At 55.6% G+C, this 25,548-nt stretch carries 21 protein-coding genes; 6 read left to right on the top strand and 15 right to left on the bottom strand.

The features are described from left to right. Positions 1 to 95 precede the first annotated feature (95 nt). Positions 96 to 1,220: a cell division protein ZapE gene (zapE, locus tag IM282_RS20930; protein ID WP_192970792.1), complete on the bottom strand. Its 1,125-nt coding sequence runs from the start codon at positions 1,218 to 1,220 to the stop codon at positions 96 to 98. A 189-nt stretch (positions 1,221 to 1,409) separates the two neighbouring features. Here zapE and zapG point away from each other — a divergent pair, with 189 nt between their 5' ends. From zapG to degS, 3 genes are all read left to right on the top strand, one after another. Continuing rightward, positions 1,410 to 1,808: a Z-ring associated protein ZapG gene (zapG, locus tag IM282_RS20925; protein WP_022649554.1), complete on the top strand. Its 399-nt coding sequence runs from the start codon at positions 1,410 to 1,412 to the stop codon at positions 1,806 to 1,808. Positions 1,809 to 1,978: 170 nt separating this feature from the next. Continuing rightward, on the top strand, positions 1,979 to 3,346 hold the full coding sequence (degQ, locus tag IM282_RS20920; RefSeq protein WP_022649555.1) for a serine endoprotease DegQ: 1,368 nt from the start codon (positions 1,979 to 1,981) through the stop codon (positions 3,344 to 3,346). A 92-nt stretch (positions 3,347 to 3,438) separates the two neighbouring features. Then, the gene (gene degS, locus IM282_RS20915; protein ID WP_003860430.1) at positions 3,439 to 4,506 is read left to right on the top strand and encodes an outer membrane-stress sensor serine endopeptidase DegS; all 1,068 of its coding nucleotides are present in this window, start codon (positions 3,439 to 3,441) and stop codon (positions 4,504 to 4,506) included. A 51-nt stretch (positions 4,507 to 4,557) separates the two neighbouring features. On the opposite strand, the gene mdh is transcribed toward degS, so the two are convergent. Beyond that, the gene (gene mdh, locus IM282_RS20910; protein ID WP_022649556.1) at positions 4,558 to 5,496 is read right to left on the bottom strand and encodes a malate dehydrogenase; all 939 of its coding nucleotides are present in this window, start codon (positions 5,494 to 5,496) and stop codon (positions 4,558 to 4,560) included. A gap of 397 nt (positions 5,497 to 5,893) precedes the next feature. On the opposite strand from mdh, the gene argR reads away from it, so the two are divergent. Together argR and yhcN are read left to right on the top strand one after the other, a co-directional pair. Then, entirely contained in the window at positions 5,894 to 6,364 is a 471-nt protein-coding gene (gene argR, locus IM282_RS20905) for a transcriptional regulator ArgR (protein WP_003860428.1), read from the top strand. A 378-nt stretch (positions 6,365 to 6,742) separates the two neighbouring features. After that, on the top strand, positions 6,743 to 7,006 hold the full coding sequence (yhcN, locus tag IM282_RS20900; RefSeq protein WP_006812160.1) for a peroxide/acid stress response protein YhcN: 264 nt from the start codon (positions 6,743 to 6,745) through the stop codon (positions 7,004 to 7,006). A 59-nt stretch (positions 7,007 to 7,065) separates the two neighbouring features. Here the strand turns inward: yhcN and IM282_RS20895 are convergent, their stop codons facing one another. The 5 genes from IM282_RS20895 to aaeX all read right to left on the bottom strand — a co-directional run bounded on the left by IM282_RS20895 (position 7,066) and on the right by aaeX (position 12,041). Then, positions 7,066 to 7,338 (bottom strand): barstar family protein, encoded by a 273-nt coding sequence (locus IM282_RS20895; protein WP_022649557.1) that lies wholly within the window; start codon positions 7,336 to 7,338, stop codon positions 7,066 to 7,068. Between the two features lie 45 nt (positions 7,339 to 7,383). Beyond that, positions 7,384 to 8,838 (bottom strand): NAD-dependent succinate-semialdehyde dehydrogenase, encoded by a 1,455-nt coding sequence (locus tag IM282_RS20890; protein ID WP_017382714.1) that lies wholly within the window; start codon positions 8,836 to 8,838, stop codon positions 7,384 to 7,386. 86 nt (positions 8,839 to 8,924) lie between these two features. Next, positions 8,925 to 10,892: a p-hydroxybenzoic acid efflux pump subunit AaeB gene (aaeB, locus tag IM282_RS20885; protein ID WP_023298739.1), complete on the bottom strand. Its 1,968-nt coding sequence runs from the start codon at positions 10,890 to 10,892 to the stop codon at positions 8,925 to 8,927. Positions 10,893 to 10,897: 5 nt separating this feature from the next. Next, entirely contained in the window at positions 10,898 to 11,830 is a 933-nt protein-coding gene (aaeA, locus tag IM282_RS20880; RefSeq protein ID WP_023298740.1) for a p-hydroxybenzoic acid efflux pump subunit AaeA, read from the bottom strand. A gap of 7 nt (positions 11,831 to 11,837) precedes the next feature. Further along, on the bottom strand, positions 11,838 to 12,041 hold the full coding sequence (gene aaeX / locus IM282_RS20875; protein WP_003860416.1) for a p-hydroxybenzoic acid efflux pump operon protein AaeX: 204 nt from the start codon (positions 12,039 to 12,041) through the stop codon (positions 11,838 to 11,840). A 178-nt stretch (positions 12,042 to 12,219) separates the two neighbouring features. On the opposite strand from aaeX, the gene aaeR reads away from it, so the two are divergent. After that, complete coding sequence (gene aaeR, locus IM282_RS20870) at positions 12,220 to 13,146, top strand: HTH-type transcriptional activator AaeR (RefSeq protein WP_022649561.1); 927 nt, start codon at positions 12,220 to 12,222, stop codon at positions 13,144 to 13,146. 113 nt (positions 13,147 to 13,259) lie between these two features. Here the strand turns inward: aaeR and tldD are convergent, their stop codons facing one another. From tldD to csrD, 8 genes are all read right to left on the bottom strand, one after another. Then, a complete protein-coding gene (gene tldD / locus IM282_RS20865; protein WP_022649562.1) occupies positions 13,260 to 14,705 on the bottom strand; it encodes a metalloprotease TldD in 1,446 nt (481 codons plus the stop codon). Positions 14,706 to 14,788: 83 nt separating this feature from the next. After that, on the bottom strand, positions 14,789 to 18,595 hold the full coding sequence (yhdP, locus tag IM282_RS20860; protein ID WP_192970791.1) for an AsmA2 domain-containing protein YhdP: 3,807 nt from the start codon (positions 18,593 to 18,595) through the stop codon (positions 14,789 to 14,791). 42 nt (positions 18,596 to 18,637) lie between these two features. Then, entirely contained in the window at positions 18,638 to 20,107 is a 1,470-nt protein-coding gene (rng, locus tag IM282_RS20855; protein WP_003860405.1) for a ribonuclease G, read from the bottom strand. Beyond that, a complete protein-coding gene (locus tag IM282_RS20850; protein ID WP_003860403.1) occupies positions 20,097 to 20,690 on the bottom strand; it encodes a nucleoside triphosphate pyrophosphatase in 594 nt (197 codons plus the stop codon). Before IM282_RS20850 ends, rng begins: the two co-directional genes overlap by 11 nt. 9 nt (positions 20,691 to 20,699) lie before the next feature. Next, complete coding sequence (mreD, locus tag IM282_RS20845; RefSeq protein WP_003860402.1) at positions 20,700 to 21,188, bottom strand: rod shape-determining protein MreD; 489 nt, start codon at positions 21,186 to 21,188, stop codon at positions 20,700 to 20,702. Further along, the gene (gene mreC, locus IM282_RS20840) at positions 21,188 to 22,204 is read right to left on the bottom strand and encodes a rod shape-determining protein MreC (protein ID WP_003860400.1); all 1,017 of its coding nucleotides are present in this window, start codon (positions 22,202 to 22,204) and stop codon (positions 21,188 to 21,190) included. Before mreC ends, mreD begins: the two co-directional genes overlap by 1 nt. A gap of 62 nt (positions 22,205 to 22,266) precedes the next feature. After that, a complete protein-coding gene (gene mreB / locus IM282_RS20835) occupies positions 22,267 to 23,310 on the bottom strand; it encodes a rod shape-determining protein MreB (RefSeq protein WP_000913396.1) in 1,044 nt (347 codons plus the stop codon). 282 nt (positions 23,311 to 23,592) lie between these two features. After that, positions 23,593 to 25,533, bottom strand: a complete 1,941-nt coding sequence (gene csrD / locus IM282_RS20830; RefSeq protein WP_192970790.1) for an RNase E specificity factor CsrD — start codon at positions 25,531 to 25,533, stop codon at positions 23,593 to 23,595. Positions 25,534 to 25,548 lie beyond the last annotated feature (15 nt).

Raw genomic sequence — 25,548 nt, 5'->3', positions numbered from 1 at the left:
TCGCTGACAGCCCTCAGTCATTTAGAAAGCAACTTTATTGCTTCTGCATAAAAAAATTACTGGGGATCCCTCAGCCCACGGGGAGAGGGTAGCATTTATGGCATATGCTCACGCTTAAGGTACTCTTCGCTCTGCATCTCTTGCAGGCGCGACAGGCAGCGCTGGAACTCAAACTTCAGGCGCTCGCCCTGATAGATCTCATATAAAGGCACCTCGGCACTGACTACCAGCTTGACGTGGCGCTCATAAAACTCGTCCACCAGCGCGATGAAGCGGCGCGCTTCGCTCTCCATGAGAGGGGTCATGACGGGCACATCCCATAACATAACGGTATGGAACAGTCGCGAAAGCGCAATGTAGTCATGCTGGCTGCGGGCGTCCACGCAGAGCGTTGCAAACGAGACGGCCAGCGTCTGGTTCTCTACGCCAAGCGTCGGCAACGGACGATGATTAATCTCCAGCGCTGGTGCGTTATCCCGCGGCGCCCCTGCCAGCGCCAGCCAGAGTTTATCCATCTCGCTGGCTGTGTCGGCGTTCAGCGGTGAAAGCCACAGGTACGCCTGCGTCAGCGTGCGCAAACGATAGTCGACGCCAGCGTCGACATTCATGATGTCGCAGTACTGCTTAATGGCATCTATGGCTGGCAGGAAACGCGCCCGCTGGAGACCGTTGCGATAAAGCTCATCCGGCGGGATATTTGAGGTCGCCACCAGGGTGATCCCACGCGCAAACAGCGCTTTCATCAGCCCCCCCAACAGCATCGCGTCCGTAATATCGGAAACAAAGAATTCGTCGAAGCAGAGTACGTCCGTTTCCGCCTTGAAGCGGTCCGCCACGATTTCCAGCGGGTCGGTTTCGCCCTGGAGCGCCGTCAGCTCTTCATGGACCCGGAGCATAAAACGGTGAAAGTGCAGACGCTGCTTACGCGTACCGGGCAGGCTCTGGTAGAACATGTCCATCAGCCAGGTCTTACCCCGTCCAACGCCGCCCCACATATATAAGCCACGAACCGGTGCGTTTACCGTGGGCTCTTTTTTGCCCAGTAAACGGCCGAATGCCGCCTTCAGCCCACTGCTCTGCACCGCATCGGCGGGTTTCGCCAGAAGCTCCTGGTAAATCGTGTCCAGGCGGTTTACCGCTTCACGCTGGACATCATCCGGCTGGTGTGTGCCCTCACTCAGGGCGAGTTGGTAACGCGATGATGGGGACAGGTTTTGCATGATGTTATTGTTATTCCTTTAGTTAAACCTCATCAGCGGTCGTGGCTGATGAAAAAAAGGCCGTTCTACACTACGCGATGATACGTCAGGATTCCACTTCTGCGGAAATAGCGGTTATAGTGGCATAATCAGGCACAGGCAGGAGCCGAGCCAACACCCTACGGAACAACAAGACAACGGGAGAAGTTCATGACCTGGGAATATGCGCTAATCGGTTTAGTCGTCGGCATCATCATTGGTGCTGTGGCCATGCGTTTCGGTAACCGCAAATTGCGTCAGCAGCAGTCACTGCAATACGAACTGGAAAAGAACAAAGCCGAACTGGAAGAATACCGCGAAGAGCTGGTCAGCCACTTTGCCCGTAGCGCTGAGCTGCTGGACAACATGGCGACAGATTATCGCCAGCTCTACCAGCACATGGCGAAAAGCTCCAGCAGCCTGCTGCCGGAAATGACCGCGGAGAGCAACCCCTTCCGCAATCGTCTGGCGGACTCTGAGGCCGGTAACGATCAGGCACCGGTTCAGATGCCACGCGACTATTCAGACGGCGCGTCCGGCCTGCTGCGCGGTGGCGTAAAACGCGATTAATCGCACAACCTGAATAAATTTTACGGGCGCACCTTATGCGCCCGTCCTTTCTTCCCGTCCCCAGCTATTATTTAGTCAAACACCTCATTGTTCAGCGGTTGAAAATTCAATAACATCAAGATGTTTTTGGGGCCGTTCTTTTTCATTCCAGGATACGAGAGTCAGCATCGATGAAGAAAAAAAACCAGCTGTTGAGCGCCTTAGCGTTAAGTGTCGGGTTATCTCTCTCGGCGTCCTTCCCCGCCAGTGCGGCACTACCTTCGCAGGTGCCAGGACAAGAAGCCATTCCCAGCCTTGCGCCGATGCTTGAAAAAGTCCTGCCTGCGGTAGTCAGCGTTCAGGTGGAAGGGACGGCACGCCAAAGCCAGCGTATTCCCGAAGAGCTGAAGAAATATTTTGGCGAAGAGGCGCCGGATCAGCAGGCTCAGCCGTTTGAAGGCCTTGGTTCGGGCGTGATTATCGACGCGGCCAAAGGCTATATCCTGACCAATAACCACGTGATCAGCCAGGCTGATAAAATCAGCGTTCAGCTGAACGATGGCCGGGAGTTTGACGCCAAACTGATCGGCGGTGACGATCAGAGTGATATCGCCCTGCTACAGGTGCAAAACCCCAGCAACCTGACCCAGATCGCCATCGCCGATTCCGATAAGCTGCGCGTGGGTGATTTTGCCGTCGCGGTCGGTAATCCGTTCGGTTTAGGGCAGACCGCCACCTCCGGGATTGTCTCTGCCCTGGGGCGCAGCGGCCTGAATCTCGAAGGGCTGGAAAATTTCATCCAGACCGATGCCTCCATCAACCGGGGCAACTCCGGCGGTGCGCTGCTTAACCTGAACGGCGAACTGATCGGCATTAATACCGCTATCCTCGCACCAGGCGGCGGCAGCATCGGGATTGGTTTTGCCATTCCGAGTAACATGGCGAAAACCCTGTCTCAACAGCTGATACAGTTTGGCGAGGTTAAGCGCGGGCTGCTGGGCATTAAAGGCATGGAGATGAGCGCCGATATCGCCAAAGCCTTTAAGCTCAACGTCCAGCGCGGGGCGTTTGTCAGCGAAGTGCTGCCCAACTCAGGCTCTGCGAAAGCGGGCGTGAAATCCGGTGACGTTATTGTCAGCCTGAACGATAAACCGCTGAGCAGCTTCGCTGAATTACGTTCGCGTATTGCCACCACGGAGCCTGGCGCTAAAGTGAAGCTGGGCCTGATCCGCGAGGGCAAACCGCTGACCGTGGAGGTGACACTGGACAAGAGCACCTCTTCTTCCGCCAGTGCAGAACAGATCTCCCCGGCGCTACAGGGCGCAACGCTGAGCGACGGTCAGCTTAAAGACGGCACGAAAGGCATTTCTGTCACTGCCGTTGAGAAGAGCAGCCCGGCCGCGCAGGCAGGTTTACATCAGGACGACGTGATCGTGGGCGTGAACCGCACTCGCGTGCAGTCTATTGCCGAAATGCGTAAGGTGCTGGAGAGTAAACCGGCGGTCATTGCCCTGCAAATTATCCGTGGCAACGACACCCTCTACATTTTACTGCGTTAACCATTTGCGACTCCGGGCATCGCCGCTGCGTGTGATGTCCGGATAACTCATGTTATGCTGCAAACCGTTCCTTTTTTAACGACACACGCATCATGCTTTTAAAGCTCTTTCGTTCAATTGTCATTGGTTTGATCGTTGCCGGTCTGCTGCTGGTGGCTATGCCATCTTTACGCCAGTTCAACAAACTGTCGGCTCCTCAGTTCGACAGCACGGATGAAACGCCTGCAACGTACAATCAGGCGGTACGCCGTGCCGCCCCCGCCGTGGTTAACGTCTATAACCGCGGGCTTAACAGTTCCGCTCATAACCAGCTGGAGATCCGCACGCTCGGTTCCGGTGTGATCATGGATGACCGGGGTTACATCATCACCAATAAACACGTGATCAACGATGCCGACCAGATTATCGTCGCCTTGCAGGATGGCCGCGTGTTTGAAGCCCTGCTGGTGGGGTCGGACAGCCTGACCGATCTGGCGGTGCTGAAGATCAACGCCACGGGCGGTCTGCCGACTATCCCGATTAATCGCAAACGAACGCCGCATATCGGCGATGTGGTGCTGGCGATCGGTAACCCGTATAACCTGGGCCAGACCATCACTCAGGGGATCATCAGCGCGACAGGTCGAATTGGACTGAACCCGTCAGGGCGGCAGAACTTCCTGCAAACCGATGCCTCGATCAACCACGGTAACTCCGGCGGTGCGCTGGTGAACTCTCTGGGCGAACTGATGGGCATTAACACCCTCTCCTTCGACAAGAGCAACGATGGCGAAACACCGGAAGGGATTGGCTTTGCCATTCCGTTCCAGCTGGCGACTAAGATCATGGACAAGCTGATCCGCGATGGCCGCGTGATCCGTGGCTACATCGGTATTGGCGGGCGTGAAATCGCGCCGATGCATACGCAGGGCGGTGGTATCGATCAGATCCAGGGGATTGTGGTCAACGAAGTGGCGCCTGGCGGCCCGGCGGCCAATGCAGGTATCCAGGTGAACGACGTTATTCTTTCCGTCAACGGCACGCCGGCGGTCTCTGCGCTGGAAACGATGGACCAGGTGGCGGAAATTCGACCGGGCTCTATCATCCCCGTAGAAGTCATGCGTAATGACAAGAAGCTCACGATTCAGGTCACCATCCAGGAATACCCGGCCACTAACTGACGGGCATAAAAAAACGGAGCTTAGCGCTCCGTTTTTTTTACCGGGACAAGATCACTTGTTAACGAACTCTTCGCCCAGCGTGATGTCTTTCTTCAGCGTATCCAGCATGCCTTCCATCGCGTTTTGCTCAAACGCGCTCAGCGTGCCGATAGACTTACGCTCTTCAACGCCGTTTTTACCCAGCAGCAGCGGCTGAGAGAAGAAGCGCGCGTGTTCACCGTCGCCTTCTACGTAAGCGCATTCAACCACGTTTTTCTCGCCCTGCAGCGCGCGAACCAGAGACAGGCCGAAACGCGCCGCCGCCTGGCCCATAGACAGGGTTGCAGAACCGCCACCCGCCTTCGCTTCCACCACTTCGGTGCCTGCATTCTGAATACGTTTGGTCAGGTCAGCCACTTCCTGCTCGGTGAAGCTCACGCCCGGGATCTGCGACAGCAGAGGCAGGATGGTCACGCCAGAGTGTCCGCCGATAACCGGCACTTCCACTTCCGTTGGCTGCTTGCCTTTCAGCTCAGCCACGAAGGTATTGGAACGGATGATATCCAGCGTAGTTACGCCGAACAGTTTGTTCTTGTCGTAAACGCCCGCTTTCTTCAGCACTTCTGCTGCGATGGCAACGGTGGTGTTCACCGGGTTGGTGATGATACCGATGCACGCTTTCGGGCAGGTTTCAGCGATCTGCTGAACCAGGTTTTTCACGATGCCCGCGTTGACGTTGAACAGGTCTGAACGATCCATACCCGGTTTACGTGCAACACCCGCGGAGATCAGCACCACATCGGCATTCTGCAACGCAGGACGCGCATCTTCACCGGAGAAGCCTTTGATTTTCACAGCTGTCGGGATGTGGCTCAGGTCAACCGCCACACCTGGGGTTACCGGAGCAATATCGTACAGGGAGAGTTCTGAGCCTGAAGGCAGTTGGGTTTTCAGTAGTAGGGCAAGCGCCTGGCCGATACCACCAGCAGCGCCGAGGACTGCGACTTTCATCCTAAACTCCTTATTATGGTTAACTTAAGTATCTGTAACTCCGTTGCGGCGACCATAATTCAGCACGTCATTAATTACAATTTTCATCGCTAAAGAATTTGAGGTCGCACGTCTTTGACCTTCACCCGAATGCTATCAGGCTGTGGGCAACAACGAATTAAGAGGGGGTTACAATACACCCTGCCACGCCACCAAAACAACATCATTTTGATAACATTTAATTTACTTTTAAGCTTATTTGCGCGGCGTGACCCAGGCATGTTTTCTGATAACGAAATCTGATAAAATCTCTCCCTTTCATAACATTATTTCAGCCTGGTGCCAGGTAGATAATTTGCATAAAAATTCATCCACATGCATAATAATGTTGTTTCTATCGTCATATTCCGGGTGACTTATGCGAAGCTCGTCTAAGCAAGAAGAATTAGTGAAAGCGTTTAAAGCGCTACTCAAAGAAGAGAAATTCAGTTCTCAGGGAGAAATTGTTCAGGCGTTGCAGGAGCAAGGCTTCGACAACATCAATCAGTCGAAGGTCTCCCGCATGTTAACCAAGTTTGGTGCAGTGCGTACGCGCAACGCCAAAATGGAGATGGTTTATTGCCTGCCTGCTGAACTTGGCGTGCCAACGACCTCCAGCCCGCTGAAAAACCTGGTTCTGGACATTGACTATAACGATGCCGTGGTCGTGATCCACACCAGCCCGGGTGCAGCCCAGCTGATTGCCCGCCTGCTGGACTCGCTGGGTAAAGCAGAGGGGATCCTCGGGACCATCGCTGGCGATGACACCATTTTTACGACCCCGGCAAATGGTTTCTCGGTGAAAGACCTCTACGAAGCGATTCTGGTCCTGTTCGAACAGGAGCTGTAATCTTCTGCCCCGTAGCGCCTGGCTACGGGGATCATTCTGCGGCCGCCTCGTTTTACCCTGCTTTTCTCTGCCTGCTGCTTTTGCAAATAGTGCTTTTTACCGCCTGTTAACATTCATTCAGTGAATGATCTGCCGTAAAATCGCACTAAAAATCAAAGCCGCCTATCCAATTGATTTACATAATAAAAAATCATAACACCTGCAGAGTAACGCCCTTTTTTATTCATTCCCGTTATAAAAAATGATGTTTTTAACACGTAATAACAGGCGAAACCATTAGTCTGGTATTAATTTTTTCCGTGATTAGTGTATACTTGATTTTGTGATGAGGGTCACAGAACAAAGACCCCAGTAAAATAATTGACGAGGTAAATAATCATGAAAATTAAAACCACTGTAGCTGCCCTGAGCGTACTGTCAGTCCTGTCATTCGGTGCGTTTGCAGCCGACACTATTAACGCCGAACAGGCACAATCCCGTCAGGCTATCGGGACCGTTTCTGTTGGTGCCATCGGTACTTCTCCGATGGACATGCACGAAATGCTGAACAAAAAAGCGGAAGAACAGGGTGCGTCATCTTATCGCATCATCGAAGCGCGCAGTGGCGACCACTGGCACGCTACCGCAGAACTGTACAAATAAACCCTCGTCGTATCTCATCATACGACTTGCCCCTGACCTCCCGGTCAGGGGCTTTTTTATCACTGGCGCACGTTGAAACGCAGTTGCCCTTCCAGCTCCTCCTCCGCTTCATCAAACAATAAAATCAATGCGCCAAAGCGTCTGCGCAGTTTTTCAGGCAGATGGGTAAATTCGATCTCCAGCGGTAACGGCAGCCTGTCGCCGGTAACCACATCCCACAGCATATCAAGATTGTTTACGCTGCCCCGCTCCAGGTCGAACGCCCGGATAAACTCGCGGTAGAAGTCTTCCTGACTATCAATTTCGTCAAAATCAAAGGTATAAATTTTCATTGCCAGCCACCCGGTACAGGCGGGCGGCAGATGCCGCCCTGTCTATTATAAGCCCCCGATATGCAGGGTTTTAACTTCCAGAAACTCCTCCAGCCCCAGCACGGACCCCTCGCGCCCCAGCCCGGACTCTTTTACGCCCCCAAACGGACCCAGCTCGGTCGAGACCGCACATTCATTAATTCCGATCATGCCGCTCTCAATGGCCTGTGAGACGCGGAACACGCGCGAGAGATTCTGGGTATAAAAGTAGGCCGCCAGCCCGTAAGGCGTATTGTTAGCGCGCATAACCACTTCGTCTTCCGACGTGAAGCGGAAGCAGGCGGCAACGGGACCAAAGGTCTCTTCTTCTGCCAGCTTCATGCCTTCATGGCAGTCACCGAGTACGGTTGGCATCCAGAAGTTGCCGCCAAGTTCGTGCGGTTTACCCCCAGCCAGCACCGTGGCCCCCTTCGCTACCGCATCTTCGACGTGCTCACGGACTTTCTCGACAGCCGAAGGCTCAATCAGCGGGCCGACAACGACGCCCTCGTCCAGACCGTTACCCACCTTCAGCGCCTTCACCGCATCGGCAAGCTGATTGACAAACTTGTCATAGACCGTCTCCTGAATATAGAAACGGTTTACGCTGACGCAGACCTGCCCGGCGTTACGGAATTTATTGGCGATGGCGCCTTTGACGGCGGCCTCAATATCCGCGTCCTCGAAAACGATATACGGCGCATTGCCGCCCAGCTCCATCGATACCTTTTTCATGGTCTCAGCGGAATTGCGAACCAGCGTTTTCCCGACGGCGGTTGACCCCGTAAACGAGATTTTGCGCACGTCATGGCTGGCCATAATGGCGTCACTAATTTCTGAGGTGCTCCCCGCGACCGCATTCAGCACACCATCCGGCACACCGGCCTGCTTCGCCAGCGTCAGCAGCGCAAAGGCGCTCAGCGGCGTGTTGTTTGCAGGCTTGATGACGCCGGTACATCCTGCTGCCAGCGCCGGGCCGAGCTTACGGGTGAGCATAGCCATCGGGAAATTCCATGGCGTGATAGCAGCAACCACCCCAACAGGTTCACGAGTGGCCAGAATACGGGAGCCGGGTTTAACCGGAGGAATGATTTCACCGTTAGCGCGCTTGGCCTGCTCCGCAAACCACTGAATAAAGCTGGCAGCGTAGTCCACCTCGCCCTCAGCCTCTTTCAGCGGCTTGCCCTGCTCGGTGGTCATCAGCCGCCCGAGCCAGCTTTTGTTCTCGATAATCAGTTCATACCAGCGATAGAGGATCGTGGAACGCTCTTTTGCCGTTTTTGCGCGCCATGCGGGAAAGGCTTTCGTCGCGGCCGCAATGGCCTCTTCGGTTTCGGCTTTCCCTGCTTTCGCCACTTTCGCAACCACCTCGCCCGTGGCCGGGTTTAGCACATCAAACGTGGTGTCGAGTGTTTTCCAGATACCGTTAACCAGATACCCGGTCTGAAAAAGAATACTGTCCTGAAGAGCCTGGGTTGTCATGTGTCCTCCCTTCCTGAATGTTTGAACCTGCAAGAATAAGTATAGCCACAAAAAAACCGACGCTTTTGGCGTCGGTTTTCTCTTCGTTAGCTGTCTGTCAGCGCATTCTGGTAGCGGTGCAGCATAAACACCAGCCGCTCTACCGGCTCGGTAACCTGCGGCGGGGCTTCCCAGACTCGCAGTTTCTCCTGGTAGATATCCAGCTCCTCCAGCAGTTGCTTAAAGTAGCGGCGACGTTTGTCATCACTGGATGCCGATATCACATGGTCCGCCGTTCGCCGTAGCTGGCGGTGGAAAGCGGACAAATCGTCGTTGATCGGCACTGGCGCGTTCCGCAGACGCTGGTGCGCGATAATCATGGTTAACGCCAGACGGAAGCGAGCGACATCGCCCGGGAATTTATTCAACAGCAGGAACAGTTGCTGGTAAAGGGCCGGAAGGTGGTTCTGCTTGCGCCGCGCGGTGTTGGTGGTCAAGGACGATACGGCGGCCGACACAAACTGATTGAGCAGCACGCGCCCTGTCCGCGCCTGAGAGTTATCCCGCACCAGCAGGATCACCATCATCGCCAGGAAACAGCCCACCAGCTGGCCTAATGCGCTATCCAGGAACTGGCTGAAATGGAAGGTCATCGGGTTATCCAGCACGAGGATGTTAATCGTACTCGCCAGCGCACCTAACGATCCCAGACGGCGTTTTTGTACCTCAATCCCGATAAAGAACGCCATCACCGCCAGGCTGATACAGAGCAAAAGCATGCTTTGCTGCGTCGAGGGGATGATTACCAGGAAGTAGAGCGCGCCAATGGGTAACGCCGCAATGGTGCCGTACAGAAAATCAATAGCGACCATGCGCGGGTTGGGCAGACGCATCGCCAGCGCGGTAACGACGGCAATCATCACCATCGCGCCGCTGCCGGACGTCCAGCCGGTCCACAGCCAGAACAGCGTGCCGAGTATACAGGCCAGGGTGGTACGCCAGAAGTTAACCATCGCATGATGACGCTCGGCGGATTCCGGTTTGATCACCACTTCGCCCTGTAACACCTCTTCTTCCGCCGCACTGATTTTGGTGTTGCTAATCACGCCGCGTTTCAGAAGCAGGTAGCGCGTTGCGGCGCCAACCCAGGTATAAATGGTGACTGGCGTATCCCGTTCCCCCGTCCAGGCAATCACACGACGCATGCGTTTAAGCTGTCGATGCACGTCCTGCACTGTCTCCACAGGCTCATCAAACAGTTCGCGGAAGGTATCCGTTACCACTTCGGGGCGAGTGTTCTGAATCAGGTAGGTTTCACACGCCTGGGTGATCAGCGTTAACGAGACGGTATTGATCGCTTTCAGACGACGATTGGCACGCTCCCAGCGGGAAGACTCCATATTGAGATTACTGCGCATCCCTTCCAGCGCCTGCGTGCGGCGCACCAGCGCGCTCCAGGCCTTGTCGACCTCTTCGCTGTCGCCGTGCTTAATGCACAGTTGCATGAGCTGGTACTGGGCAACAATCAGCGCGTCCAGCTCACGATCGACTTCCTGCTTGATGGATCGCGGAGAGAAGAGCAGATCGGCGACAATCGCGCAGACGATACCAATGACAATCTCGCTGCAACGTTCCACGGCGAACTGCGGAGCAAGCAGCGGTTCACTCTGAATGGTGATGATAATAATCAGCGCGGTATATCCCGCCAGGCCCCAGGCATACGAGTTCTCCACCTTCACCAGCGAAGAGACCCAGGTGCAAAAACCCGCCCAGATACAGCATACAATCAGCATCAGCAGCGGCGTGCGGATCATCAGGATGATAATGGTCAGGGCGGCGATACAGCCGATAAAGGTGCCGATAATACGCAGCATCCCGCGATAGCGAATTGCCCCGGAGTAAGGCTCGCCACCCGCCGCGAAGGCAGGACCGGCGGCGACGATCGCGGCGGTCAGAACAGCCCAGCGCGGCGTTTCAAGCTGGAAATGGAAGCCAACAAACAGCGCCAGCACAATGGCGCATGCCAGCTTCACGGCGAAGCGGATGTGCTGGCTGGCGATGGAAAAAATGCCCATAGCGATCAACCAAACTCGCGCAGGCGATGGGCGATTTGACGGAAGATAGAATCCTGGCTGGCATCACGGTCTTTTTCACCGGTGATCACTACCGTCGCCGTGGTGCCTGCGGGCCAGAGGTTGCTCTGCTGCTCATCCAGACGAATGCGTACCGGTACGCGCTGCGCCAGACGAACCCACTCGAGGTTAGAATCGACGGTCGCCATCCCTTTTGAATCATTGGTACTGCTGGCGTTGGTCACCCCCGCGGCCACGCTGTCCACGGTTCCTTTCAGGACCCGGTTGCTGCCGAGCGGCGTGATTTCGGCGCGATAGCCCGGACGCACGCCTTCCAGCTTGGTCTCTTCCATATAGGCGAGGACGTAGAAAGAGTTCTGTTTCACCAGCGCCACGGCCGTAGAGCCGCGCGTGATAAACTCACCCGCATAGACGTTGAGGTTGGTTACCCAGCCATCGGACGGGGCGCGGATAACGGTACGTTCCAGATCGAGCTTCGCCAGATCGCGCGTCGCCTGCGCTTTTGCCAGCTGATGCAGCACGGTTTGCAGCACGTTATTGGACTGATCAATCTCTTCCCGGGACATGGCCTGGATGCCCAGCTTGTTACGACGTCCTGCTTCACGGCGTTTTTCAGCGGCCAGCGCGTTGTAATACGCTACGTCGGCTTCCGCTTCTTCCAGCGCTTTTTGATAGCGCGGCTGGTCGATAGTGAACAGTACCTGATCTTTTTTCACCAGCTGGTTATCGTGGACATTGACCGCCGTAATGAGACCGGCGACATCGGGCGCTATCGCGACCACCTCCGCGCTGAAACGCGCATCGCGCGTCCACGGGGATTCGGTGTAATAAACCCAGGCGCGAAAAATAGCGATGAACGCCAGGATGACCAGCGCCATAGTGATGGCAGTGCGGGAGATTTTTCTTGTTAGCGTTTTCACATCAACCTCAGACAAACATGCGCGATATTAAATAGAACAGGCAGCAATACAGCGCGGTATTAAACAATGCAGGATGCCAGACGAAATCATAAATCCCGGTAGGGACCAGCACCTTGCGCACCAGCCAGAAGATCGCCAGTGATAAAAGAAGCTCGAAAAATATCGGTGGGAACGACAGACCGAACACCACGATAACGGGAAACAGACTCATGTTGACCTTGATTAAAGAGATGCAGGTTACTGGATTATTAAGCTCACGCCGCCGCAGGAGAGCATGAATTGCCGGGCGAGAGTGGCGCAGCCGTTATGTAATTAATAATATATTAACGTAACTGTTATGCTGTTATCTATCATATGTGATCTAAATCACTTTTAAGCCAGAGTGAATAATGGAACGTCTAAAACGCATGTCCGTCTTTGCGAAAGTGGTTGAGCAAGGCTCTTTTACCGCCGCAGCACGTCAGCTACAAATGAGCGTCTCATCCATTAGCCAGACAGTGTCAAAACTGGAAGATGAGCTCCAGGTGAAGCTGCTCAACCGCAGCACCCGCAGCATTGGGCTGACGGAAGCGGGTAAAATTTACTATCAGGGCTGCCGTCGAATGCTGCATGAAGTGCAGGATGTTCACGAGCAGCTCTACGCCTTTAACAACACGCCTATCGGCACGCTGCGTATCGGGTGTTCTTCAACTATGGCACAAAATGTTCTCGCTGCCATGACGGCGGAAATGCTGAAAGAGTATCCCGGTTTAACCGTTAATCTGGTAACGGGTATTCCGGCACCGGATCTGATTGCCGATGGGTTAGACGTGGTGATCCGCGTTGGCGCATTGCAGGACTCGAGCCTGTTCTCGCGTCGACTGGGCAGCATGCCGATGGTGGTCTGCGCTTCGAAAAGCTATCTGGCACAGTATGGCGTACCGGAAAAACCTGCCGACCTGAGCAACCACTCGTGGCTGGAATACAGCGTTCGCCCAGATAACGAATTTGAACTGATCGCGCCAGAAGGGCTTTCCACCAAACTGCTGCCTGAAGGCCGCTTCGTGACCAACGATCCGATGACCATCTCACGCTGGCTGGTGGCCGGGGCCGGGATCGCCTACGTGCCGCTGATGTGGGTGATCAACGAGATCAACAGCGGCGAACTGGAGATCCTCTTCCCGCGCTACCAGTCGGATCCGCGCCCGGTGTACGCGCTCTATACCGAAAAGGACAAGCTACCGCTGAAGGTGCAGGTCTGTATTAACTATCTGACGGACTATTTTGTGGAAGTGGCAGAGCTGTTTCAGGGGATGCGGGGAAGAAGGAAAGAGTAGGCCTCCCCCCTCACCCCGGCCCTCTCCCCAAAGGGGCGAGGGAGAAAAGACGGCACGGAGCAGTCCCCTCTCCCCGTTGGGGAGAGGGTTAGGGTGAGGGGAAAATGAAAAAATTACGCCGTGCCGCCCACCGTCAGGTTATCGACCTTCAGGGTTGGCTGGCCCACGCCTACCGGCAGGCTCTGACCTTCTTTACCGCAGACGCCCACGCCGTTATCCAGCTTCAGGTCGTTACCCACCATGGAAATCTGCTGCATGGCCTCAATGCCAGAGCCAATCAGGGTTGCGCCCTTCACCGCTTTGGTCACTTTGCCCTTCTCAATCAGATACGCCTCTGAGGTAGAGAAGACAAATTTACCGGAGGTGATATCCACCTGGCCGCCGCCAAAGTTTGGCGCGAAGATACCGTAATCAACGGATTCGATAATCTCCTGCGGCGTGGATTTACCCGGCAGCATGTAGGTGTTGGTCATGCGCGGCATCGGCAGGTGCGCGTAGGATTCGCGACGACCGTTACCCGTTGGCGCAACGCCCATCAGACGCGCGTTAAGCTTGTCCTGCATGTAACCTTTCAGTACGCCATTTTCGATCAGCACGTTGTACTGGCCCGGCGTGCCTTCATCGTCGATAGAAATCGAGCCGCGACGGTCGAGCATGGTGCCATCATCCACCACGGTACACAGCTCGGAGGAGACAAGCTGCCCCATCTGACCGCTGAATACGGACGTCCCGCGACGGTTGAAATCCCCCTCCAGGCCGTGACCGACCGCTTCGTGCAGCAGCACGCCAGGCCAGCCTGCGCCCAGAACCACCGGCAGCGTACCGGCAGGTGCCGCCACGGCAGACAGGTTGACCAGCGCCATGCGCACGGCTTCTTTTGCCCACGCATCCGCGCGCGCTTCGCCGTCAACGTCGCCGAGGAACCAGTCGTAGCCAAAACGACCGCCGCCACCGCTTGAGCCGCGCTCGCGCTTGCCGTCGTCTTCCACCTGCACGCTGATAGAGAGGCGCACAAGCGGACGCACGTCGGCGGCCAGCGTACCGTCCGTCGCCGCCACCAGGATCAGTTCATAAACACCGCTCAGGCTGGCAGAAACTTCCTGCACGCGTTTATCCGCCGCGCGAGCCACTTTGTCCACGCGACGCAGGATGTCCAGCTTCTCTTCGCGGCTCATGCTTTGCAGTGGGTCGATGCTGGTATAAAGCGCAGCGTGCTGCACTTCACCCAGGGTTTTCACGCGACCGTCGCCGGTATCACGCACAATGGTTCGCGCCGCCTGCGCGCTCTGCTCCAGCGCGGCCAGGCTTATCTGGTCTGCATAAGCAAAACCGGTTTTTTCGCCGCTGACGGCGCGCACGCCGACGCCCTGGTCAATGTTATAAGAACCATCTTTAATGATGCTGTCTTCTAAAACCCAGGATTCGTGATAGCTCGACTGGAAATAGAGATCGCCGTAGTCGAGGCGGCGTTCGGTCAGTTGACCAAGAATGGAGAACAGGTCCTGATGGCTCAGGCCGTTCGCTGCGAGCAAATGTTCACTTACCAGGTTCAGACTCATCGTATTGCTACTCGTTCGTTGCCGCCGGTGGCGGTATAAAATCAATATTATTGAGAGTGAGGCAATTACCTGCCCACGTCAAATCATTGCTGTGCTTCTTTGCGCGGCTGGCGCAGCACTTCATTAATCTGCGGTTTATCGATTGGGCCCGTAATGCGGTAGCGCAGAATCGAGACTTTGCTCCAGAGCGGCCCCAGCACTTTGCTGGCGGCAAATACCGCCGCGCCGATTATCGGATTGACCACAAAAGCGGTAGCAACACCCACTGTAGCGGAGATTTCCGGGGCAACAACCGCTTCCATATCCAGCTCCCGGCGCACAAGGTTTACTGATCCTTTCATGGCGATGTCCGCTTCCAGGCCGTCCAGCAGCGTATCATCGGTATGCATCACGCCGTCCTTGATCCAGGCCGTTCCGCGAATGGAGTCATAATAGAAACCGTCGTTGAAGGTATCGCTGAAATCGAAGCGCAGCTTGCGCAGCAGCGCGTCAAAGCTCAGCAGGCGCAGTATTTGCCCTGCATGACCGGTGCTAACATCGGCAATTTGTCCCTTACCAAAACGGGTTCTGAGGATACCGTTCAGCGAGGCAACGTCCGGCTGCCACGGTGCCGCGCGCCAGTGCAGATCGTAATTCACATCGAAGGACGATCCGCGAAGCGGCGTGCTGATCCCAAAGAAGTTAGCCGCTGCGTCCAGCTTGTTGCCTTTAATATCGCCCTTCAGCGAGGTGCGCTGTTCACCCGGTTTGTTCACCCACTCGCCAGCGGCGGTCATGCGGCCAAAGCCGGTATCCACCAGCCCACCAGAGAGGCTCAGCGTATTGCCCTGAATAGCAAAATCACCGTCGATACGGCCATATTTCTGTCCCCACAGCCAGCACTCCGCACAGCGCAGCTGGAGATCGGGCCAGTTGCTGAAATCCACGCGCGACGTTCCACTGCTGCTGAAAGGAGACGTACTTGTCGACTGTGTTTTAGACGCCGTAAAGGTCGGGTTGTAATAGAGATAACGGATAGCCGCCTGCCATGGCGCGTTATCGCGCATCGTCAACGAACCGTTAATTTCACGCCCCTGCGCCTCGACCTTTGAGCCGTTCACCGTCGGCCGGGAGACAATACTCAGGTTGTTCCACTGCTGCCCACCTAGCGTCAGCGCAGGCGTGCGCAAGGTAATGGACTGCGGGAACTGCGCCGTTTGGTCGACGTTTTGCCCGACACCTTTCTGAAACAGTGCCAGCCACTCTGCGCCATCCATCGGCGGGAGATTCAGTTCAATGCCCGCCTGCTCCGGCAGCGGCGGCGTGGTACGGCTGTCCGTCGTCCAGATCGCCCTGTCCAGCGTCAGCTTGCGGTTAAGCAGCCAGCGGCTGTTGAAGTGGTTTGTTCCGCCAGCGTTTCCGGTTAAATCAAAGCTGTAGAGGTTGCCCGCAACCTTAACGTTGACGGGCAGTGCTTCACCGCTTTTCTTGTTCAGCGGTGCGGGAAGCTGGCTACTGAGGTTTTTTAGATCGCCCGTAATGTCGACGTTATAGCGCGCACCGGCATGATAAGGCAGATCGATGGCGACCTTGCCATTCCATGACACCGCGCCGTCCACCGCATTCTCAATCGGCTTCGGCAGAACATCCATGCGTGACGGCTGCCAGTTCGCGTCCATATTGACCGCCACCTGGTAGGCTTTATCGCCCTCGGTGGTGGAGAAATCGATATTGACGGGTTGATTGAACCAGGTCGCTTTCAGCGGCTTACTTTTCAGATTGCCGTTAACAAAGCTGAACTGACCGCTAAGGTTTTTCAGCGTGCTGTCCAGCGGCTTGATATAGAGGCTGTTATTGTTCAGACGAACGTCGCCTTTGGCGGTGGTCATTTCACCGTCGAGCGGGATATCCAGATGTAAGCGAGCATTCACATCACCATCTAACTGCAACTGCTGGAGAGTGGCCGCCAGGGAGTCATCCAGCGGCGTATCTTCAAAATATGGGCCAACCGCTTTACCCGGCCCCTTAATATCCGCATCAATCAGCAGTTTCTCTTTGGAGTAATCCGGGATGTTTGCCGTCAGGTTGCTTGCCGTTACGCCGCCCAGCGCAACGCTGTCCGTCTTCATCCACAAGCCGTCATTCAGGAAGTTGAGTTCGATATTCAGATTCTTCAGCGCGGGCCAGTCCGGCTGGAAGGCATAGGTGGCGTTGCGTAGCGGCACCAGAACCTGGAACTGGCCTTCGTTATGCTTATACGGGAACAGGTGCGGATTGCCGCCGTAGACCAGCGTGGCGTTGTCCGCCTGACCGCCCTGAATGGCGCCGCTGAGATAGTCTACCAGCGCTTTCCCCATCAGGTTTTCCGGGAAGTAGCGCCACGCCTGCGAACCGTCATCCGTGCTGATGCCTGCCAGAATGCCCAGCCACGGCTCATCGCCTTCAGGCTGTAGATAACGGAAATTACCGCGGGCATGTACCGCTTTGGCTTTTACATCAATATCGCGACCATCGAGCTGAAAACCTTTGTCATTCTTCCGCCAGTTAAGGGTGGCGTTTCCCTTTTCGATCTCCAGTGGCGCACGGAAGACCGTTTCGTACGGCATTTTTGCTTCCTGCATTTCTGCCGTCAGCCTGCCGTTTTCCACGCTTCCTTCCAGTTTACCGCTGAAGTGCTCGGCACCCGGCAGCAGCTTCCACTGTTTCCATGCGAGATTTTTCCATGCCGCCTGAAAACGCGTCTTTTCCGTGGCCTGGAGCGGAATATCCAGCGCCAGCCGGTTTATCTGCCCGCTCGGCTGCGTCGCCAGCCAGATTTCGCCCAGCTCCGGGGAGAGTTTTGCGGCCATTGAACGCAGCCCTTCGATCGCCGTCAGATCCAGGTTACTGGCGCGGATACGCAACTCATCGCTGCGTTTACCGTTTATCCCGCCGACGTCCTGCTCCGGCATCCACGCCAGCGTCAGTGCGCCGCGCGGCCAGGGTTTGTTATCCATGGAGATGCGCGTATCCGGAATAGCGAACTGCCAGCCGCCTTTATCCTGCGTCACGTGTGCGGTGAGGTTATCGACGGAAAGCTGATGCTGATGGTTTTCCCCCTTCCAGCTCGCGCCCCCCTGCTTAAGCCAGATATCGCCGCTGGCGAACGCCCCGTTCGTCAGGGTCATCCAGCCTTCCAGGCTGAAGCGCGCGGTTTCCAGCTGCATGTTCTGCTGTAGCCACTCACCCAGCCACGGCTTCACGTCCACATCGTCCGCCTGTAGCCACACCCTGCCGTTGTTCAGCAGGCCATTGTCGTCGCGCAGATCCATCCGCACCTGCATAACGCCGTGCTGCCCGTTCAGGCTGGAGAGATTCACCTGCCCCTCGGCGCGGTGGCGATCTTTCCCGTTGAGCCAGGTCAGCTGTGGGATCGCCAGCTCAGCGCGCTGTCCGGAAAGGGTTATAAAGCTCACTTCGCTGTCGCGGAGATCGAAATGATCGAACTGACGCAGGAAGAGATCGCTGATACGGCTGGTTTCCAGCCCACGATCGCTGTCGCCGCTTTGCAGCGGCGTGTTGGTCATCAGCTGAAGTTGCCAGAAGGTGAGATCGCGAAACTGCCAGCGCAGATGCAGCAGGCTTTGCCAGACATCCAGCGCCAGGGTGACGCGTTTGATTTTAAGATGGCCGCCATCTTTCAGGCTGGCGCTGATATCCCGCGCATCAAGCGTCGGGCCAAAGTTCTGCCAGCTTGCCTCGATATGGCTCACGTCCACCGGCAGACCGGTGGCAGATTCGATTTTTGCCAGGATCTGCGGCCGCCAGCTGTCCAGATGCGGCAAGGCGAGACGCAGCCCGCTCACGAGCAACGCGACAATCACGACCAGCGTTGCCCCTGTAAGCAGTAAAATCCCCGGCAATCGCCTCACGCGTCTCTCCTTGTCAGCCTTAAATCTCGCAGCGAACTGCGTTTACATCATGACGACGTCAAACTGCTCCTGGTTATAGAGCGGCTCAATTTGCACTTTTACCTGTTTGCCGACAAAGATTTCCACTTCCGCCAGCGCGTGCGACTCTTCCCCTTTCAGGGCCTCTGCCACCGCAGGGGAAGCATAGACCAGAAAACGGTCTGAGTCGTAGGCATGATGGACACGGACAATCTCACGCATGATCTCGTAGCAGACCGTCTCCACCGTCTTTACCGTTCCGCGTCCATGGCAGGTTGGACACTCATTACACAGGACATGTTCCACGCTTTCGCGGGTCCGTTTCCGGGTCATTTCCACCAGACCGAGCTGCGAGAAGCCATTGATGCTCGTTTTCACGCGATCTTTACTCAGCGCCTGCTCCAGGGAGTGCAGCACGCGACGGCGGTGGTCTTCATTATTCATATCGATAAAGTCGATGATGATAATACCGCCCAGATTACGCAGGCGAAGCTGGCGTGCGATGGCCTGCGTCGCTTCTATATTGGTATTAAAGATGGTGTCATCGAGGTTGCGATGGCCGACAAACGCGCCGGTGTTGATGTCGACGGTGGTCATCGCTTCGGTCTGATCAATAATCAGATAGCCACCCGATTTCAGCTCAACCTTACGCTCCAGCGCACGCTGGATCTCGTTTTCAACGTCATAGAGATCAAATATCGGCTGGCGTCCGGTGTAATGCTCCAGCAGCCCCGGCATTTCCGGGATGTACTCGGCGGTGAACTCCAGTAAGGCTTCGTACGTCAGACGCGAGTCCACGCGGATTCGGTCGAGCTGCGCATCGGCGAAATCACGTAATACGCGCTGAGCGAGCGCCAGCTCACCGTACAGCCGGTAGCGGGTCTGGTTGCGTTTTTTACGCTCCATCACTTTGGTCCAGACGCGCTTCAGATAGGCCGCATCCGAGGCCAGGTCTTCTTCGCTGATCCCTTCCGCTGCGGTACGGATAATAAACCCACCCTGCTCGTCGCAGTAGGCGCTGACCACCTTTTTCAGGCGTTCACGCTCGCTTTCGCTCTCAATACGCTGTGACACGCCGACGTGCGACGCCCCCGGCATAAAGACCAGATAACGTGAAGGAAGGGTGATGTCGGTGGTCAGACGCGCGCCTTTGGTGCCCAGCGGATCTTTTACCACCTGCACCATCAGATCCTGGCCCTGACGCACCAGCTCAGAGATGTCGCGCACGGCAAACTGCTTTTGCTCTTCGCCTGCCACGCATTCGGTATGCGGCATGATGTCGGAGGCGTGTAAAAACGCCGCTTTATCGAGCCCAATATCTACAAAAGCCGCCTGCATACCCGGCAGTACACGACTGACACGACCTTTGTAGATATTGCCTACGATTCCGCGCCGCGCTTCACGCTCAATATGAATTTCCTGAAGAATGCCACCATCAATGTAGGCCACACGGGTTTCCGATGGCGTTACGTTTACCAACAATTCAGCCGTCATAATTATCCCTTCCCTCACGCAGTGAGTTAAAATTGCTCAGCAACTCATACGTTTCCACCAGCGGTAAGCCGACTACGGCGTGATAGCTGCCATTTATCTTCCTGACAAAACAGCCACCCAACCCTTGAATACCGTATGCACCTGCTTTATCCATAGGTTCACCGCTGGCGATATAGCCGGCGATCTCCTCGTCGGTGAGGACTCTGAACGTCACTTCCGTTACCACAAGGCAATCCAGAACGTACTGGCTGTCTGCCAGCGCTACCGCCGTCATCACCTGATGGGTTTGTCCGGACATGTTACGCAGCATCCGCGCAGCATGGTCTGCGTCGCGGGGTTTCTCAAGCACCTCACCATTGAGAATGACGATGGTATCGGCCCCCAGCACCGGTAAGTCACGCGGCACGCATGCAACGCCCGCCTGCGCTTTTTCACGCGCCAGACGGGAGACATACTGCTGAGCGCTTTCGCCCTCAGCACGTTTTTCTTCGATACCGGTAACGATGCGTTCGAAGGATACACCCAACTGCGCGAGCAGTTCCTGGCGACGCGGAGAACCGGAGGCAAGATACAAAGACGTCATAGAAACCTTTTATTGCACGGCAAACTGCTGGCGAATTTTACGCATCAGCAGGAACAGCCACGGCCAGAGCACACCGTTTACTACACTACTCCAGAACACTTCCGGTCGGAAAGAGACGTTGATCACTAAAAACTCTGCCCAGAAAACAACGATATCCGCAGCGAGCGACAACAACATCACCACCAGCGCCTGTTGCCAGAGCGCAAGGTTACGAAAGAGCTGGAATTTGAGTGCAACGAGATACGCAATAATGCTCATGGATAAGGCGCGGACGCCAAGCGTAGAGCCACTGATAAGATCCAGTATGGCACCCATCACAAAACCTGTGCCGACATTTACGCGGTGCGGCAGGGCAAGGATCCAGTAGAGCAAAATGAGTAATACCCAGTTTGGCCGGAAAACAAGAATGTCGTCCGGCCAGGGCATAATTTGCAGCAACAATGCAACGAGGAATGAGAGCCAGATTACCCAGCGCCCCTGGCTACGATAACTGGCCACTACTGCCCTCCACCCGAGACTTGCGGCGGTGGCGGCGCATCCGGTAGCGGCTGCGTTAACCCCGTCGCCGGAGCCGGTACGGGCGCAGGTGGCCCCATTGCATCCGGCGCAGGCAGCACCTGCGGCATCATCTGCATCAGGCGCTCATTGGCCACGCGATGCACATCTTCCGGCGTCATCGGGTTAGCGCCGTTACGATCGGCGCCCCATAGCAGTAGCAGGTAGCGTAAACGCTGCAAGCCAGCCGTTGGACGCGCCTGGATCACGGTGTAGGCACGTTGAGTGTCGAGCTTCACGGAAGAGACAACCGCAACCGGGTAGCCTTCAGGGAAACGACCGCCCAGACCAGACGTCACCAGCACGTCACCCACGCGGATATCCGTGTTGGCGGGCAGGTGTTCCAGTTGCAGATCGTCCGTACAACCATTACCGGCGGCAATTACGCGAATATCGTTACGCAGCACCTGAATCGGCAGTGCATGGGTGGCATCGCAAATCAGCAGCACACGGCTGGTCAGTTTGGCAACCGCCACGACCTGGCCCACAACGCCTTTATCGCTGATGACAGGCTGACCTTCGTATACGCCGTTCACGCTGCCTTTATCAATCACCACCTGATCGCTGTATGGATCGTTTACGGTGGAGATCACCTGGGTGACCATTTTCTGTTCATCCTGGCGCAGCGGCGAGCCAAGCAGTTCCCGCAGACGCGCGTTTTCCTGCTTATATTGCCCCAGCATCAGTAGCTCGCTGTTTTTCAGCAGCAGTTCCTGGCGTAATGCACGGTTTTCGAGTTCGAGCTGGTCACGCGATGAAAGCGTTTGCGACACGGAGTCGAGCAGTTCACGGGGACCATTTGAAATAAAGTAGAAAGGACTGACGGCGGTATCCATGTACGTTCGGATCTGGCTGAACGTACCGAGGCGGCTATCGGCAATAATGACCCCGAGCGCAACCAGAACCGCCAGGATCAGGCGAAACTGTAGCGACGGGCCACGGCTAAAAATTGGCTTCATAGGCTATGCGTATTCTCGCGTCAGAGAGAAAGGGTAGCCATTTGCTACCCTCTCACACCCGACTACTCTTCGCTAAACAAGTCGCCGCCGTGCATGTCGATCATTTCCAGCGCCTTGCCACCACCACGGGCGACGCAAGTCAGTGGATCTTCTGCAACTACGACAGGAATACCTGTCTCTTCCATTAACAGGCGGTCGAGGTTACGCAGCAGCGCACCACCACCGGTCAGAACCATACCGCGCTCGGAGATATCGGAGGCCAGCTCTGGCGGGCACTGTTCCAGCGCAACCATCACCGCGCTCACGATGCCGGTCAGCGGCTCCTGCAACGCTTCCAGGATTTCGTTGGAGTTCAGGGTGAATCCGCGTGGCACGCCTTCTGCCAGGTTACGACCGCGAACTTCGATCTCGCGAACTTCATCACCCGGATAGGCAGAACCGATTTCATGCTTGATGCGCTCTGCGGTCGCTTCACCGATCAGAGAGCCGTAGTTACGGCGAACGTAATTGATGATGGCTTCGTCGAAACGGTCGCCGCCGATACGCACGGAAGAGGAGTACACCACGCCGTTCAGGGAGATAACGGCCACTTCAGTGGTACCGCCACCGATATCCACCACCATAGAACCGGTTGCTTCAGAAACCGGCAGACCCGCACCAATTGCCGCAGCCATCGGTTCTTCAATCAGGAACACTTCACGCGCACCGGCACCCTGAGCGGATTCACGGATTGCACGGCGTTCAACCTGGGTTGCGCCAACCGGCACACATACCAGTACGCGCGGGCTTGGGCGCATGAAGCTGTTGCTATGAACCTGCTTGATGAAGTGCTGAAGCATTTTTTCGGTCACGAAGAAGTCAGCAATAACGCCATCTTTCATTGGGCGGATCGCGGCAATGTTGCCCGGCGTACGGCCCAGCATCTGCTTCGCATCATGGCCTACTGCGGCCACGCTTTTTGGCGAGCCAGCACGATCCTGACGAATGGCCACAACGGAAGGCTCATTCAATACGATGCCTTGTCCTTTTACATAGATAAGGGTATTCGCGGTACCCAGGTCAATGGACAGGTCATTGGAAAACATGCCACGAAATTTTTTCAACATACTAAGGGATAATCCTGAAAGCTGGGGCGGAAAACAAAATCCGCTTACTTTACCAACCACACGCAGCAGCGACAAGGCGCAAAAATCGTCTGCTACGGTGAAAATTAGTGCAGCACGTTTCCTTTGTTACAAATTCATCCCCTGAATCCCTCAGGGCTGAGTAAACAGCAGCGTCCCTCACTTTCACTTGTAACCTATAAAAGGTCGTTCACTGGCTTTTATGCTCGTCTTACTCAAAGCTACAGGCGCGATATTCTACGTGAAAACAAAGTAAACGGCAGGTCAAACAGAGTATCTTTGCAAATATTTTTTCACATTGGTGTCAAGCGGCTGAGAGGCGGCAAAAAAATCCCCCTGACCGCCCGTCACGCCGCGCTCTGTCAACATCTGCCATTCACTGCGTGAACGTACGCCTGCGGCAAATACTTGCGTTTGCGTTCCTTTGCACGCCTCCACCAGGCTTTGTACCAGCAGCTGGTTTTCCGTGCGCTTTTCGATATTCCTTACCAGACCCGGATGCAGCTTCAATAATTCGACATCCAGCTCTTTGATCCAGCTGGTGCTGACCAGGGTAAGACCCGCCTGTGTTACCGCCACGCGAGCCCCAAGCGCATTGATTAAACGCACAACCGAGCGCAACCGGCTGATGTGTTGACCTACATCTGCCTCTGCAAGTTCAAAAATAATGCGTTTGCGTTGCGATTTTTCGCATTGCATTAACGTGTCACGTAACCAACGCTGAAAACGCGGACGGATCAGCGATTCGACGGTCACCTGTAAAGCCAGATTTTCTTCAGGCCAGTACGATAAAAACGGAATGAGGCGGGTGATTTGCTGGCGGTCATACTCTTCGGACAATCCGAATTGCAGCACCATCGGCAAATACTCTGCGGAGATAACCTCCTCGGTCCCATCAAAAATACGGCACATCAGCTCACGATGATGGACATGACCATTTTTTATGACCGCCGGTTTTTGATAGATGCGCGGTCCACCCCGGCTCAGCATCTGTTCAATCAGGGTTCGCCAGCGTACGTTGCCGCGCCCTTTTTCCGGTAGCGTATCATCATAGACCGCCCAGCCGTTCGCCCCCTGCAATACGGCGTTGCGCGTGGCCGCTTCTGCATGTTCCATCACCTGCTCCGTCGACTGACCGCCGCGCCAGGCACAGATGCCCATATGCACCATGTCGTCGCGGTCGAGCATTTTGCTCTGGGGTAGCGCATCGACGGCTTTCAACAGCTGGCTGGCGATACTCTCGGACTCCTTTAAGGTGCGATGCGGCAGCAAGACGGCAAAGTCGCTGCGGTGGTAGCGTGCCAGTAACGCGCCGGGGTAGCGCATAATAAAGGTGGACAGCAGGTTAATCAGCGTGAAGAGATTCTCTTCCGCCACGCGCTGGCCCCAGGTATCACGGAGCAGATCGAAGTCGGGCAGGCGAATCATCATTACCACGCCATGCGTCCCCACCTTTTCGGGGTCATCAAGAAGCGTAGCCAGCTGATTATCAAAGAAGAGACGGTTGTTAAGGCCCGTTTTGTTATCCTGCGCGGCGTAGGAGCGAATCAACGTGTCCATACGGCTACGCTGATCGCTGGCAAACTGGATTTCGGAGAGCAGCACGTCAAGGGCGCTACTGGTACGTGATGGCCATTCATAAACCGATCCCCGTACCTGCGGACCCCGCTCGCCATTCAGTATTCGCACCGAGCGTGTTTCCAGCAGTTCCTGGCCGGAAAGTTGACGACGCTGCCAGCGAACGGCGAGGAAAATCAGCAGGACGATCAAGGCAACGGCGATGGTTAAGGGCGCGGTGGTCATGAGCGAGCGTAAATAGTTGCTCATCGGATCCTGGTACATCAGATGGATTGTCATACCCGGATGTTTAAGTGAGCGTACCGTTATGTCCCGATACTGATCTACCGTGCCGGCAGGACGGTAGCTGCCATGACGGGTATGGCTGAAAACGGTCTGCTTCCCCTGTTTAATGTCGATCTGCACGATATCCACAGGCACCATTAACTCATCCAGTTCACGCGAAAGTGCCGGGAAGGAGGTTGTAATCAGGCGAGTGTCGATAACCGATGCAACCGATTCTACCCGGTTAACCAGCTTATCCTGGATGGCATTATAAAAGCTCAGCGAGCAGCCGATTAGCGTGACAAATATGGTCAGTCCCGTCAGCAAGGTGATAAAAGCTGAGAACTTCGTCGTTAATCGCATCCTTGAGATTACTCC

Origin of the sequence: Enterobacter cloacae complex sp. P29RS (assembly GCF_014893445.1) — a bacterium.
Lineage (GTDB): Bacteria > Pseudomonadota > Gammaproteobacteria > Enterobacterales > Enterobacteriaceae > Enterobacter > Enterobacter intestinihominis.
This window is presented reverse-complemented; position numbering and strand designations above follow the sequence as displayed.

Coding starts and splice junctions, on each gene's coding strand:
- zapE (WP_192970792.1), bottom strand. CDS start 1,220: ATGCAAAACCTGTCCCCATCATCGCGTTACCAACTCGCCCTGAGTGAG.
- zapG (WP_022649554.1), top strand. CDS start 1,410: ATGACCTGGGAATATGCGCTAATCGGTTTAGTCGTCGGCATCATCATT.
- degQ (WP_022649555.1), top strand. CDS start 1,979: ATGAAGAAAAAAAACCAGCTGTTGAGCGCCTTAGCGTTAAGTGTCGGG.
- degS (WP_003860430.1), top strand. CDS start 3,439: ATGCTTTTAAAGCTCTTTCGTTCAATTGTCATTGGTTTGATCGTTGCC.
- mdh (WP_022649556.1), bottom strand. CDS start 5,496: ATGAAAGTCGCAGTCCTCGGCGCTGCTGGTGGTATCGGCCAGGCGCTT.
- argR (WP_003860428.1), top strand. CDS start 5,894: ATGCGAAGCTCGTCTAAGCAAGAAGAATTAGTGAAAGCGTTTAAAGCG.
- yhcN (WP_006812160.1), top strand. CDS start 6,743: ATGAAAATTAAAACCACTGTAGCTGCCCTGAGCGTACTGTCAGTCCTG.
- IM282_RS20895 (WP_022649557.1), bottom strand. CDS start 7,338: ATGAAAATTTATACCTTTGATTTTGACGAAATTGATAGTCAGGAAGAC.
- IM282_RS20890 (WP_017382714.1), bottom strand. CDS start 8,838: ATGACAACCCAGGCTCTTCAGGACAGTATTCTTTTTCAGACCGGGTAT.
- aaeB (WP_023298739.1), bottom strand. CDS start 10,892: ATGGGCATTTTTTCCATCGCCAGCCAGCACATCCGCTTCGCCGTGAAG.
- aaeX (WP_003860416.1), bottom strand. CDS start 12,041: ATGAGTCTGTTTCCCGTTATCGTGGTGTTCGGTCTGTCGTTCCCACCG.
- aaeR (WP_022649561.1), top strand. CDS start 12,220: ATGGAACGTCTAAAACGCATGTCCGTCTTTGCGAAAGTGGTTGAGCAA.
- tldD (WP_022649562.1), bottom strand. CDS start 14,705: ATGAGTCTGAACCTGGTAAGTGAACATTTGCTCGCAGCGAACGGCCTG.
- rng (WP_003860405.1), bottom strand. CDS start 20,107: ATGACGGCTGAATTGTTGGTAAACGTAACGCCATCGGAAACCCGTGTG.
- IM282_RS20850 (WP_003860403.1), bottom strand. CDS start 20,690: ATGACGTCTTTGTATCTTGCCTCCGGTTCTCCGCGTCGCCAGGAACTG.
- mreC (WP_003860400.1), bottom strand. CDS start 22,204: ATGAAGCCAATTTTTAGCCGTGGCCCGTCGCTACAGTTTCGCCTGATC.
- mreB (WP_000913396.1), bottom strand. CDS start 23,310: ATGTTGAAAAAATTTCGTGGCATGTTTTCCAATGACCTGTCCATTGAC.
- csrD (WP_192970790.1), bottom strand. CDS start 25,533: ATGCGATTAACGACGAAGTTCTCAGCTTTTATCACCTTGCTGACGGGA.